13 protein-coding genes and 2 tRNA genes are annotated in these 11,756 nt (G+C 74.5%); 10 read left to right on the forward strand and 5 right to left on the reverse strand.

Annotated features, from left to right (window positions below; genetic code table 11):
* Positions 1 to 33 precede the first annotated feature (33 nt).
* Positions 34 to 1,032 (reverse strand): zinc-dependent alcohol dehydrogenase family protein, encoded by a 999-nt coding sequence (locus F8568_RS41280; protein WP_151599414.1) that lies wholly within the window; start codon positions 1,030 to 1,032, stop codon positions 34 to 36.
* A gap of 145 nt (positions 1,033 to 1,177) precedes the next feature.
* On the opposite strand from F8568_RS41280, the gene F8568_RS41285 reads away from it, so the two are divergent.
* Positions 1,178 to 1,516: an ArsR/SmtB family transcription factor gene (locus F8568_RS41285; RefSeq protein ID WP_151599416.1), complete on the forward strand. Its 339-nt coding sequence runs from the start codon at positions 1,178 to 1,180 to the stop codon at positions 1,514 to 1,516.
* A gap of 479 nt (positions 1,517 to 1,995) precedes the next feature.
* Here the strand turns inward: F8568_RS41285 and F8568_RS41290 are convergent.
* A tRNA-Arg gene (locus F8568_RS41290) sits at positions 1,996 to 2,068 on the reverse strand.
* A gap of 39 nt (positions 2,069 to 2,107) precedes the next feature.
* Positions 2,108 to 2,182 (reverse strand) — tRNA-Cys (locus F8568_RS41295).
* A gap of 424 nt (positions 2,183 to 2,606) precedes the next feature.
* Between F8568_RS41295 and F8568_RS41300 the strand changes: the two genes are divergently transcribed.
* The 3 genes from F8568_RS41300 to F8568_RS41310 all read left to right on the forward strand — a co-directional run bounded on the left by F8568_RS41300 (position 2,607) and on the right by F8568_RS41310 (position 5,668).
* A complete protein-coding gene (locus F8568_RS41300; RefSeq protein WP_151599418.1) occupies positions 2,607 to 4,064 on the forward strand; it encodes a benzaldehyde dehydrogenase in 1,458 nt (485 codons plus the stop codon).
* Between the two features lie 180 nt (positions 4,065 to 4,244).
* Complete coding sequence (locus F8568_RS41305; protein ID WP_151599420.1) at positions 4,245 to 5,252, forward strand: alpha/beta hydrolase; 1,008 nt, start codon at positions 4,245 to 4,247, stop codon at positions 5,250 to 5,252.
* Positions 5,253 to 5,383: 131 nt separating this feature from the next.
* Positions 5,384 to 5,668 carry a hypothetical protein gene (locus tag F8568_RS41310; protein ID WP_151599422.1) on the forward strand — a complete coding sequence of 95 codons (285 nt, stop codon included), beginning with the start codon at positions 5,384 to 5,386 and terminating at the stop codon, positions 5,666 to 5,668.
* Between the two features lie 20 nt (positions 5,669 to 5,688).
* On the opposite strand, the gene F8568_RS51310 is transcribed toward F8568_RS41310, so the two are convergent.
* The gene (locus tag F8568_RS51310; protein ID WP_202125951.1) at positions 5,689 to 5,823 is read right to left on the reverse strand and encodes a DUF885 family protein; all 135 of its coding nucleotides are present in this window, start codon (positions 5,821 to 5,823) and stop codon (positions 5,689 to 5,691) included.
* A gap of 334 nt (positions 5,824 to 6,157) precedes the next feature.
* A complete protein-coding gene (locus tag F8568_RS41320; RefSeq protein ID WP_160573947.1) occupies positions 6,158 to 6,916 on the reverse strand; it encodes a hypothetical protein in 759 nt (252 codons plus the stop codon).
* A 175-nt stretch (positions 6,917 to 7,091) separates the two neighbouring features.
* Between F8568_RS41320 and F8568_RS41325 the strand changes: the two genes are divergently transcribed.
* The 6 genes from F8568_RS41325 to F8568_RS41350 all read left to right on the forward strand — a co-directional run bounded on the left by F8568_RS41325 (position 7,092) and on the right by F8568_RS41350 (position 11,687).
* Positions 7,092 to 8,108, forward strand: a complete 1,017-nt coding sequence (locus tag F8568_RS41325; protein WP_151599426.1) for an AAA family ATPase — start codon at positions 7,092 to 7,094, stop codon at positions 8,106 to 8,108.
* A complete protein-coding gene (locus F8568_RS41330) occupies positions 8,105 to 9,139 on the forward strand; it encodes a DUF58 domain-containing protein (RefSeq protein WP_151599428.1) in 1,035 nt (344 codons plus the stop codon). Before F8568_RS41325 ends, F8568_RS41330 begins: the two co-directional genes overlap by 4 nt.
* Positions 9,136 to 10,083 (forward strand): VWA domain-containing protein, encoded by a 948-nt coding sequence (locus F8568_RS41335; protein WP_151599430.1) that lies wholly within the window; start codon positions 9,136 to 9,138, stop codon positions 10,081 to 10,083. Before F8568_RS41330 ends, F8568_RS41335 begins: the two co-directional genes overlap by 4 nt.
* Before the next feature lie 56 nt (positions 10,084 to 10,139).
* Positions 10,140 to 10,754: a class I SAM-dependent methyltransferase gene (locus F8568_RS41340; RefSeq protein ID WP_151599432.1), complete on the forward strand. Its 615-nt coding sequence runs from the start codon at positions 10,140 to 10,142 to the stop codon at positions 10,752 to 10,754.
* A complete protein-coding gene (locus F8568_RS41345) occupies positions 10,751 to 11,302 on the forward strand; it encodes a TrmH family RNA methyltransferase (protein ID WP_151599434.1) in 552 nt (183 codons plus the stop codon). Before F8568_RS41340 ends, F8568_RS41345 begins: the two co-directional genes overlap by 4 nt.
* A gap of 100 nt (positions 11,303 to 11,402) precedes the next feature.
* A complete protein-coding gene (locus tag F8568_RS41350; protein WP_202125952.1) occupies positions 11,403 to 11,687 on the forward strand; it encodes a hypothetical protein in 285 nt (94 codons plus the stop codon).
* Positions 11,688 to 11,756: the final 69 nt, after the last annotated feature.

An 11,756-nucleotide genomic window follows, 5' to 3' on the forward strand; every position in this document is an offset into this window, starting at 1 on the left:
CCGGCCGGCCCCCGGCGGTCCCGCACCCGGGGGTCAGCGGCCGGTGGTGACGACGATCTTGCCGGTCTGGGCGCCGGCCTCCAGGTAGCGGTGCGCCTCGACGATGTCGTGCAGGGCGAACACGCGGTCGACGGCGGGCGCGAACGCGCCGCTGGCAAGGCCGGAGGCGACGAACGCCTCGGCGCGGCGCAGCCGCGCCGGGTCCCGGGTGGTCTCGTGCAGGGTGTAGGTGCGCATGTTCAGCGCGGGCATGCCGAGCTCGAAGCCCGGGTAGGGGGTCGGTTCGCCGCTGAGCGCCCCGTACTCGATGAGGGTGCCGCCGGGCGCGACGGCGCGGGCCAGGTCGGTCACGCCGGGCCCGGCGACGGCGTCGAACACCAGCCGCGCGCCGTGCCCGCCGGTCAGCTCCAGGACGCGCGCGGCGATGTCGCGGCCGCGGGTGACGATCACCTCGTCGGCGCCGGCCTTCAGCAGCGCGTCCCGCTTGGCGGGGGTGCGGGTGACGGCGATGGGCCGGGCGCCGGCGCGGACGGCGACCCCGATCGCGGCCAGCCCGACGCTGCTGGCGGCGGCCGTCAGCACGACGGTGTCGCCGGCGCGCATCCCGCAGGTCTCCACCAGCGCCCCGTAGGCGGTGAGGTACGGCATCCACACCGCGGCGCCGCCGACGGCGTCCAGGCCCGCGGGGCGCGCGACCACGGCGGCGGCGGGGACGACCGCCTGCTCGGCGTAGACGCCGTAGTCGTTCATCGAGAACGCCGGGACGACGCTGACCGGCTGCCCTTCGGCGAACCCGGTGACGCCGGGGCCGGCGGCCTGCACGGTGCCGGCGGCCTCGGCGCCCAGGCGGGCGGGGAACGCCCTGACCGGCTCGATGTAGGCGCCGCCGCGGAACAGCGCCTCGGCGCGGTTGAGGCCGATCGCCTCGACGCGGACCAGCAGCTCGCCGGGGCCGAGTTCGCCGGGGTCCACGTCCTCCAGCCGCAGCACCTGCGGGCCTCCGAGCTCGTGGAACCGCACCGTGGTGGTCATCGCGCATCGTCCCTTCGGGGTCGGCGGGGCGGCGCGGCGCGCCGTCCCGGCGGGCCCAGCCAACCCGAAAGTACGACCACTGTCAAACTTTGATGGTCGTCGTACTTTTGGCGGGGGTCCTACGATGGGGCGCGGGAGGTGCGCGATGGCGGCGGTGCGCGAGAGCGGCCGGGACCGGGTCCCGCCGCATCCCGACGTGCGGGAGGTGGGCCTGCAGCGGGTGCTGGAGGCGCTGGTGGACCCGGTGCGGCGGCTGATCGTGGCGGAACTGGACGCGGCCGGCGCCGACCTGAGCTGCGGTGCGATCGACCTGCCGGTCAGCAAGTCCACCGCGACGCACCATTTCCACGTGCTGCGCGAAGCGGGCCTCATCCGGCAGTACTACGTCGGCACCTCCCGCATGAACGCGCTGCGCCGCGCCGAGGTCGACGCGGTGTACCCGGGCCTGCTGGACGCGGTGGCCGCCGACCACACCCGCACCTGATCCGCCCCTTCACCGGTGGACGATTTACTCCGTCCGCAGTCCCAGCACTGCTTGGACGACCTGCCCGGGCCGTTCGGCGACCATGTTGTGACTGCCGGCGAGCTCGAGCACGCGCAGGTGCGGGCGGTCGGCGGTGAGGGCCAGCAGGTCGCGGATGGAGGAGGTGCTGACGCCGCCATCGGGATGCCTGTCGAGCTTGCCGCGTTTGATCAGGTCGTGGACGCCTTGGCGGGTGATGCCGACAGGACCTCCAGAGGATCGAGGAGCCGTGTCTCCAGCGCCCGGACCAGGTCGGCCACCAGGTCGAGGTGCTCTTCCGTGGTCGTCACTTGACGAAAGATGGCACGTACCTGCCCTTTGGTGTCAAGCAGTCGGGTGCCGCCCCGCTGCAGCAGGGTGGAACTGACGGTCGTCCTGCCCCCGGCGCCCCTCCCCCGGGCCGCGCTTCCGGCCGGGGAAGGGCGGCGGTCGGTGCGGGGTCTCCCCGGCAGGGATCGAACCTGCGGCGCCCGGCTTCGGAGTCCGGTGCTCTGTCCTCTGAGCTACGGGGAGCGGGGCCCCGCCCCCGGGTGACGGTGGGGGCGGGACCGGAGACGCTGGTGGGAGTCGAACCCACATGATCCGGACCTGCAATCCGGTGCCTGGAAACCGTTCGGCCACAGCGTCGTCGCCCGCGCGAAGCGGGCTCAAGGGACCTTGGCAAGGGCCTGGACAGGGGAAAGGCCGCCGTTCGGGTGCGAGGGCGGCCGTGTCGCGGGATGCGCGAGGGTCAGGGGGCCGCCCGCCGGGTGGACCGGGAGCAGGTGCGGGCGCGTCCGCCGGGTCGGCACGTCATCGTCTGCTCCTTCCCTCCTGGCCGGTCGACGCGATCAGTATGCGCGGCGCCGGGCGGACCCCGCAACGCAATTACCGCGCGGCCGGGCCGTGAGCGCGGTCCGGCGCGGCCCGCGGCCAGACCTTCCGTCCAGCGGAAACGCGTTGCTCCGCCGGACGCCCGGGACCGCGAGGCTGAGGAGGGACGGGCCGCGCCGCGGCGCCCGGCCCGTGTTCGGCCCGCGTGCGCGGGCGCGTGTTCGAGGAGGAACCGACGATGGCGTTGCTGGACCCCGGGACGTGGACGGGCAAGATCTTCACCGGCGGATGGACCGTCGCGGACGGCGGTGAGCTGGACACCGTCGAACCGGCCACCGGCACCGTGCTGGGCACGCTCGGAGCCGCGTCGCCGCGCGACGTCGCCGCGTCGGCCGCCGCGGCCGCCGACGCCCAGCGCGACTGGGCCGCCCGCACCTACGAGGACCGCGCCGCGGTGCTGCGCCGCGCGGGCCGGCTGCTGGAGGAGCACGCCGCGCAGATCCAGGACTGGATCGTGCGGGAGGCCGGGTCGGTACCGGCCAAGGCGGAACTGGAGACCCACTTCGCCGCCGGCCTGTGCTACGAGGCGGCGGCACTGGCCTCGCACCCCCAGGGACTGGTGCTGCCGTCGGCGCAGCCGCGCTGGAGCCTGGCGCGGCGCCGCCCCGCCGGCGTGGTCGCGGTGATCGCACCGTTCAACTTCCCGCTGATCCTGTCGATGCGGTCGGTGGCGCCGGCACTGGCGCTCGGCAACGCGGTGCTGCTCAAACCCGACCCGCGCACCGCCGTGTGCGGCGGCGTCACCGTCGCGCGGATATTCCAGGAGGCGGGCCTGCCCGAAGGGCTGCTGCACCTGCTGCCCGGCGGGCTGGAGACCGGCGAGGCGGTGGTGTCGGCGCCGCAGGTGCGCGTGGTGTCGTTCACCGGCTCGACGGCGGCCGGCCGCAAGATCGGCGAGGCGTGCGGGCGGCTGCTCAAGCGCGCGCACCTGGAACTCGGCGGCAACAACGCCCTCATCGTCCTGCCCGGCGCCGACATCGCCAAGGCCGTGTCGGCGGGCGCCTGGGGATCGTTCCTGCACCAAGGGCAGATCTGCATGACGACCGGGCGGCACCTGGTGCACGAGAGCCTGCACGAGGAGTACGTCGCCGCACTGGCCGACAAGGCCGACAAGCTGCCGGTCGGAGACCCGGCCGCCGGACCCGTCGCGCTCGGCCCCATCATCGACGAAGGCCAGCTCGCCCACGTCGACGCGCTGGTCCGCGACACCGTCGCCGCCGGCGCGCGGCTGGCGGCGGGCGGCACCCACCAGGGCCTGTTCTACCGGCCGACGGTGCTGGCGCAGGTCACCCCGGACATGCCCGCCTACGCGCGGGAGGTGTTCGGGCCCGTCGCACCGGTCGTGCCGTTCTCGGGAACCGACGAGGCGGTCGCGCTGGCCTCCGGCAGCGAGTACGGGCTGTCGCTGGGGATCCTCGGCGACGTCGGGCAGGCCATGGCGATCGCCGACGCCGTCCCGACCGGGCTGGTCCACATCAACGACCAGACCGTCAACGACGAACCGGTGGTGCCGTTCGGGGGCCTGGCGGCCTCGGGGAACGGATCGCGGTTCGGCGGACCGGACGCCAACATCGACGCGTTCACCGAGACCCAGTGGGTCACGATGCGCGGACAGATCGCCCCCTACCCGTTCTGACCCCCGCGGTCCCGGCCGGCGGCGGCTCCGGCGCCGGCCGGGCACCCCGTCCCGTGCCCCGGTCCGTGCCGTGTCGCGGCACGTGTTCCGGGAGATGGCGCGGGTCGGGGCACCGGACCGCGCGCCCGCGGTCTCGTAGGCTGGACCGCCCACCGCCCCACCACGCCGTCAGGGAGAGCCATGGGCCGCGATCCGGACTACCTGGCGTTCCTGCGCCGACGCCTCACCCAACCCACGCCCACCAGACCGCCCACCACACCGCCTCACGAGGAGGGGCCGGACCGCCGCGACACCGCGCGCGCCGTCCAGGACGCGCGCCGCGACCACGCCGCCGACCTCGCCCGCTCCCCCCGCCAGCCCGTCCACACCGTCCGCGACCTCACCGCCGACGGCCCTGCCGGGCCGCTGCCCGCCCGCCTCTACCACCCCGGCGGCGACCGCCCCGCACCCGCGATGGTGTACTTCCACGGCGGCGGCTGGATCCTCGGCGACGTCGACTCCTACGACCCCGTCGTACGGGCCCTCGCCGTCGCCAGCGGCGTCGCCTGGCTGTCGGTCGGCTACCGCCGCCCGCCCGAGCACCCCTTCCCCGCCCCGCTCCACGACGCCGTCGCCGCCGTCCGCTGGACCACCGCCCGCGCCGCAAGCCTCGGCCTGGACCCCGCCCGCATCGGCGTCGCCGGCGACAGCGCCGGCGGGCAGCTCGCCGCCGCCGCGGCCGGGATACTGCGCGCCTCCGGACCCGCCCGCCCCGCCCTGCAGCTGCTGGTGTACCCGGCACTGGACCTGCGCCGCGTCCCGCCCGACCCGCCCGACCCCGACGGCCTGCCCTGGCCCCCCTCCGGCGTGCACCGCGCCCTGCGCCTGTACCTCGACGGCGCCGACCCCGCCCGCCCCGAGGTGTCCCCGCTGCTGGACCCCGACCCCCGCGGCCTGCCGCCCGCGATCATCGCGACCGCCGAGCACGACCGGCTGCGCCCCCAGGCCGAGGACCACGCCGCCCGCCTGCGCGCCGCCGGCGTCCCGGTCACCCTCCTCACCGGCACCGGCCTGGACCACGGCTTCCTCGGCTGGACCGCGTTCGCGCGCCGCCCCGCCGAGGCCGTCGACCGCATCGGCGCCGCCGTCCGCACCGCCCTCACCGCGACACCCCGCCCCAGCCCCCGTCCACGGCTTGACCGGCCTTGACCGTCCCGGCGGCGGCGCCCGGCCCGCCGTCACCGTTGCTTGCCCCACTCGTTTAACCGCCTTGACGTGGGCAATCACCATAACGAGCCGGATTTTCGCCGACCCTCGCCAACGGTTGAGGAGGACCCGCCTTGAGGGCCACGCACCAGATGCGGATGATCCGGGCCGAAGCGTCCGGAGCCGAGGAATGGGCCTGCCCGACCTGCGGCCGCAGGATGCTGCTGCACTGGCCGCCCCACTACAGCAAGCAGATCCTCGACCCGGGCGACGAAAGCGCCTCCCACGTCGGCTCCTCCACCGAACCGCCCGACGACCAACCCGCCCCCGGCAGCACCCCCACCGCCTGCGCCGCACCCCGCCGCTGGCTCCGCGAAACCGGCGTCGACCCCGCCGTCGGCCCCTCCGCCCCCGTCTGACCCGCCCCCATCCGCGAAGGTCACAAACGCGCCAGCTCCGACCGCAGCAGATCAAGCCCCATCGGCCCCAGATCCAGCGCCCGCCGGTGAAACTCCCCCAGATCGAACGCCGCACCCGCACGCCGCCGCGCCTCCGCACGCCCCTCCAGCCACACCCGCTCCCCCCACCTTGTACGCGATCGCCTGCAACCCGATGTCCAAGATCACCCGCGCCGCGCGGAACTGCTGCCCGCCCGCCAACATCCCCAGCCGGTGTCAACTCCGCCCGCGCCGCCCACCCCTCCGGCCCGAAATCGGTCAACCGCGACTCCTGCCCCGCGATCCCCATCATCGCCGCCCGGCACGGATCCAACGCCGCGAAAGCATCCACGTACCGATCGGCCAAAGCGTCCACAGCACGCACCTCAAAAACCGTCATCGCCCCGGGCTACGACCACCCGCCCCACAAAGCGATCATGAAAAAGGGGCAGCCCGCACCCCCGGCCGCCCTCACAACGGCCCGCCATCACCGCCACCACCCGAACCCGACGGCGACGGCGTCGGCACCCCCGACGGCGGCGGACTCCCCGGAGGCGGATTCCCCGGCTGCGGCTGCGACGGCGGCGGCACCGACGCCGTCACCGACGGCGTCGGCTCCGGCGGCTCCGGCGGCGGATCCTTCGGCCGCGGCTGACACGAGAACAGCACCGCCATCAACACCACCAACACCACCAACGCCGCCGCCAACGCCAGCACCGCCGCCACCAGACTCCGCTCCGGCGGACGCTCCGGAGCCGCCGCCGGCCCCACCACCGGCTCGTCCCGCGGCCGCGCCAACGCCGCCTCCGACGACCCCAGCCAATGCGGCTGGAACTGCGGACCGCGCCGCCGCCCCCACCGCCGCGAACCCCCCAGCACCACCGGCTCCAAGAACCGCTCCGCACCCGGCCCGCCCGCCTCGTACGCCGTCGCCACCCACGGCGCCGGCCCATCCGGCTGCGCCGCCACCACCGGCGCACCCCCACGCCCCCCACCACCGAAACGCCCCGCACCACCCGCACCCGGCACCGCCGCATTGATCGCCGCACGGAACCGATCCCGCGCCGCCGCATCCTCCGCCGCACCCCGGTTCAGCACCGCCACACTCGCACGCCGCCCCTCACCGTCCACCCCCAAGAACACGATCCCGGCAGCGGACTCCGACAAACGCGCCGACAAACGAAACGGCCCCAACTGCGCGGGATCGCCCGGGGGCAACGGCCTCGACATGCCCGCCACACTAACAACCGCACCCTCCCCCGGTCCCCACCACGACCCCACCCCGACCACCCCCGATCCCACCCGCACCAGACCACAGGCACGGATCGCGCACGAACGGGTACAAGTGATCGCGTAGGGTCGGAACGCGCCCGCTCACACCCGCCGCACAGTGAGGGACACACACATGACCATCGCCGCCAACGACGTCGACGAGGCCGCCGCGCTGCTGCAGAACACCCTCGCCGAGGTCAAAAAGGTCATCGTCGGCCAGGACCACATGGTCGAACGCATGGTCGTCGCCCTCCTCGCCCGCGGCCACTGCCTCATCGAAGGCGTCCCCGGCGTCGCCAAGACCCTCGCCGTCGGCACCCTCGCCAAAGTCGTCGGCGGCACCTTCGCCCGCCTCCAGTTCACCCCCGACCTCGTCCCCTCCGACATCGTCGGCACCCGCATCTACCACCCCTCCACCGAACAGTTCGACGTCGAACTCGGCCCCGTCTTCGTCAACTTCGTCCTCGCCGACGAGATCAACCGCGCCCCCGCCAAAGTCCAGTCCGCCCTCCTGGAGGTCATGGCCGAACGCCAGGTCTCCCTCGGCGGCAACACCTACCCCCTCCCCCGCCCCTTCATCGTCCTCGCCACCCAGAACCCCATCGAATCCGAAGGCGTCTACCCCCTCCCCGAAGCCCAGCGCGACCGCTTCCTCATGAAGATCGACGTCCACCACCCCTCCGCCCACGAAGAACTCCACATCCTCCAGCGGATGAGCGTCGACCCCCCCGAAGCCACCCCCCTCCTGGACCCCGAACGCCTCGGCGACCTCCAACGCGCCGCCGAAGAGGTCTCCGTCCACGAACTCGTCGCCGACTACATCGTCCGCCTCGTCATGGCCACCCGCGAACCCGAGCAGTACCGCCTGCCCGACCTGCGCCCCGTCATCGAGATCGGCGCCAGCCCCCGCGCCACCCTCGGCCTCGTCGCCACCTCCCGCGCCCTCGCCCTGCTGTCCGGACGCGACTACGTCCTGCCCGACGACGTCCAGGCCGTCGCCCGCGACGTCATCTCCCACCGCCTCGTCCTGTCCTTCGACGCCCTCGCCGACGGCACCGACCCCGCCGAGGTCGTCGACCAGATCCTCGCCGCCGTCCCCCCGCCCCGCGTGGTCTGGAACCACGGCGCCGCGGCGGTGACCACCGCATGACCACCCGGCCCCGCCGCGACGACACCCTCGCCAGGCTCGCACCCGAACGCACCCTGCGCCGCCTGGAACTCCAGGTCACCCGCCGCCTGGACGGCCTGCTCAACGGCGAGCACCTCGGCCTGCTCCCCGGGCCCGGCACCGAACTCGCCGAAGCCCGCCTCTACCAGCCCGGCGAGGACGACGTCCGCCACATGGACTGGGCCGTCACCGCCCGCACCACCACCCCCCACGTCCGCGACCTCATCGCCGACCACGAACTCGAAGCCTGGGCCCTGGTCGACCTCACCCCCAGCATGGACTTCGGCACCGCCGGCATGGTCAAACGCGAACTCGCCGTCGCCGCCCTCGCCGCCGTCGGCTTCCTCACCGTCCGCCTCGGCGACCGCGTCGGCGCCTACCTCCAGCACCCCGGCGGCCTGCGCCGCTGGCCCGCCCGCACCGGCAAAGCCGCCCTCTACGCCCTCCTGCACGCCGTCCTCGACGCCCCCACCGGACCCGCCACCGAACCACCCGCCGCCATGTCCGGCACCACCGCCACCTCCGGCGCACCCCACGGCGACCTCGCCGCCGCCATCACCTCCCTCGCCCGCGGCCAGACCCGCCGCGGCCTGCGCGTCGTCATCTCCGACTTCCTGCCGCCCGCACCCGCCGCCCACGACACCGGCACCGGCCCGGACGCGCAACCCGACTGGGAGAGCCCCCTGCGCCGCCTCGCCGCCCGCCACCAGGTCCTCGCCGTCGAGGTCATCGACCCCCGCGAACTCGACCTCCCCGACGTCGGCCTCGTCGAGATGACCGACCCCGAGACCGGCGCCGTCCAGGAGATCGTCCTCAGCCGCCGCACACGCGAACGCTACGCCCAGGCCGCAGCCGCCCAACGCACGAACACCCGCGCCGCCCTGCGCCGCTGCGGCGCCCACCACCTCGTCCTGCGCACCGACCGCGACTGGATCGCCGACGTCGCCCGCTTCGCCGTCCGCCAGCGCCGCGCCGCCGGACGGGCCGTCACCACCGCGGGAGTGCGCCCATGACCTTCCTGTCGCCCGACCGCCTCTGGCTGCTGGCCCTCGCGCCTATCCTCGCCGGCCTGTACATCGTGCTGCAGATGCGCCGCCGCAACTACGCGGTCCGCTTCACCAACCTCGCGCTGCTCTCCCAGGTCGCCCCCAAACGGCCCGGCTGGCGCCGGCACGTCGCCGCCGCCCTGTTCCTCATCATGATCGTCCTGATGATGATCGGGTTCGCGCGCCCCGCCAGCTCCGTCAAGATCCCCCGCGACCGCGCCACCATCATGGTCGCCGTCGACGTGTCGCTGTCGATGATGGCCCAGGACGTCCCGCCGAACCGGATGGAGGCCGCCAAGACCGCCGCCAAGAAGTTCATCCGCGAGCTGCCGTCCCGCTTCAACGTCGGCGTCGTCTCCTTCGCCGGCAACGCCAACCTGATCGCCGCGCCGTCCGCCGACCGCGACACCGCGATCGCCTCCCTCGACCAGCTCAGCCTCGCCAAGCGCACCGCGATCGGCGAGGCCGTGTTCACCTCCCTGCAGGCCATCCGCACCTTCGACACCCAGGCCGCGCACGACCCGCCGCCCGCCCACATCGTGCTGCTGTCCGACGGGGACAACACCACCGGACGGTCCGTGCAGGAGGCCGTCGACGCCAGTCGCGCCGCGCACGTCCCGGTGTCGACCATCGCGTTCGGCACGCCGTACGGCACCGTCGACATCGAGGGCGAGACCACCAGCGTCTCGGTCAACAAGGAGGCGCTGAAGACCCTCGCCACCAGCACCCAGGGCAAGGCCTACGAGGCCGCCGACGCCGGCCAGCTGCGCGAGGTGTACGCCAACATCGGCAGCTCCCTGGGGTTCAAGACCGAGCACCGCGACGTCGCCGCCCGCTACACCGGTATCGCGCTGCTGTTCGCGCTGGCGGCCGGCGGGGCGTCCCTCGTCTGGTTCTCCCGCCTGCCCTGACGCCAGGGGGCCGCGGCGGCGCGGAGACGTCCCGAACGCTGATACGGTCGGCCGACGTGGGGGAACACTACTTCGCCGCGCGCCCCGGCGCCGCGAGCCGCCGCCGCACCGTCGACCTGGTCCTGCCCGACCTGCACCTGCGGCTGGAGACCGACAGCGGCACGTTCTCTCCCGATCGCGTCGACGCCGGCACCCGCGTCCTGCTCGAGACCGTCCCCGCGCCGCCCCAGGCCGGCGACCTTCTCGACCTCGGCTGCGGCTACGGCCCCATCGCGCTCACCCTGGCGAGTCGCTCGCCGCAGGCGAGCGTATGGGGTGTGGACGTTAATCGGAGGGCGTTGGAGCTCGCGGAATCGAATGCCACCACCGCCGGCCTTGACAATGTAAGGTTCAAGCCGGCGGACGAGCTCGACCCCGCGCTGCGCTTCGCCGCGATCTGGTCCAACCCGCCGATCCGCATCGGCAAGGCCGCCCTGCACGACCTCTTGCTGGCCTGGCTGCCCCGCCTGTCCCCCGGCGGCCTCGCCCACCTGGTCGTGCAGAAGCACCTCGGCTCCGACTCCCTGCAGCGCTGGCTGAACGGCCAGGGCTTCCCCACCGAGCGGATCGCCTCCCGCTCCGCCTACCGCGTCCTGCGCGTCACGTCCCGCACGGAAGGCCACACCCGATGAGCACCACCGACTCCGCGCCCGGCCGCAGGCAGCTGCGTCCCACCGACGTCAAGCGCCTCAACCGCGACTGGCGGCGCCGCACCGAGGGCCGCCTCGGCCTGCTGGTGGAGTCGGTCACCCAGCCGTTCAACATGGGCTCGATCATCCGCAGCGCCGCCGTGTTCGGCGTCGAACGCCTCTGGCTCGCCGGCAACGCCACACCCCCCGACCAGCGCAACGTCGCCAAGACCGCGCTCGGCACCGAACGGCTCGTCCCCTGGGAGCACGCCGTCACCCCCGCCAAGGCGGCCGCAGCCGCCCGCGAGGAAGGGCTGCGGATCGTCGCGATCGAGCTGACCGGCGACGCCGTCCCGCTGCACGAGGCGCCCCTGGACGGCGACGTCTGCCTGGCCGTCGGCGGCGAGGACCACGGCTGCTCCCCCGCCCTGCTGGCCGCCGCCGACGCCGTCGCCTACATCCCCCAGATCGGCCGGGTCGGCTCCCTCAACGTCGCCGTCGCCACCGCCATCGCCCTCGCCGAGGCCCGCCGCCGCGAATGGTCGTCCTGACCGCCGCACCCGGTCATGATCACGGCATGCCGTTCCTCCCCCGTGCGGAGAGCGCCGCGCTGACCGCCCTCCCGCGGAGCGGCCCGCGGCGCCCTTCCTGATGGCCTACGCCGCCGCGGCCGTCGCACCCGGCGGGATCCTGCTGATCGTCGGCCACGCCGGGCCGCCGCCGTGGGAGCGGCAGGACCCGGGCCACGCCGGCGGGCACGACCACCACCACGACATGCACCTGCCCACCCCCGACGAGGTGCTGGAGTCGCTGCGCCTTCCCCAGGGGGCGTGGGAGGTGCTGCACAGCGGCGAGCACGAACGCGTCCAGACCGCCCCGGACGGCCGGACCATCACCCGCACCGACAACGCCCTCGAACTGCGCCGCCTCCGCTGAGCCGGCGACCCCGGGCGGGCCCCGCCGGGGACCCCCCCGGGGGCCGGGGCGGGGTGGGGGGGCCGCGCG

The sequence above is a fragment of the Actinomadura physcomitrii genome (assembly GCF_008923205.2).
GTDB lineage: Bacteria > Actinomycetota > Actinomycetes > Streptosporangiales > Streptosporangiaceae > Spirillospora > Spirillospora physcomitrii.

Coding starts and splice junctions, on each gene's coding strand:
- F8568_RS41280 (WP_151599414.1), bottom strand. CDS start 1,032: ATGACCACCACGGTGCGGTTCCACGAGCTCGGAGGCCCGCAGGTGCTG.
- F8568_RS41285 (WP_151599416.1), top strand. CDS start 1,178: ATGGCGGCGGTGCGCGAGAGCGGCCGGGACCGGGTCCCGCCGCATCCC.
- F8568_RS41300 (WP_151599418.1), top strand. CDS start 2,607: ATGGCGTTGCTGGACCCCGGGACGTGGACGGGCAAGATCTTCACCGGC.
- F8568_RS41305 (WP_151599420.1), top strand. CDS start 4,245: ATGGGCCGCGATCCGGACTACCTGGCGTTCCTGCGCCGACGCCTCACC.
- F8568_RS41320 (WP_160573947.1), bottom strand. CDS start 6,916: ATGTCGAGGCCGTTGCCCCCGGGCGATCCCGCGCAGTTGGGGCCGTTT.
- F8568_RS41325 (WP_151599426.1), top strand. CDS start 7,092: ATGACCATCGCCGCCAACGACGTCGACGAGGCCGCCGCGCTGCTGCAG.
- F8568_RS41330 (WP_151599428.1), top strand. CDS start 8,105: ATGACCACCCGGCCCCGCCGCGACGACACCCTCGCCAGGCTCGCACCC.
- F8568_RS41335 (WP_151599430.1), top strand. CDS start 9,136: ATGACCTTCCTGTCGCCCGACCGCCTCTGGCTGCTGGCCCTCGCGCCT.
- F8568_RS41345 (WP_151599434.1), top strand. CDS start 10,751: ATGAGCACCACCGACTCCGCGCCCGGCCGCAGGCAGCTGCGTCCCACC.
- F8568_RS41350 (WP_202125952.1), top strand. CDS start 11,403: ATGGCCTACGCCGCCGCGGCCGTCGCACCCGGCGGGATCCTGCTGATC.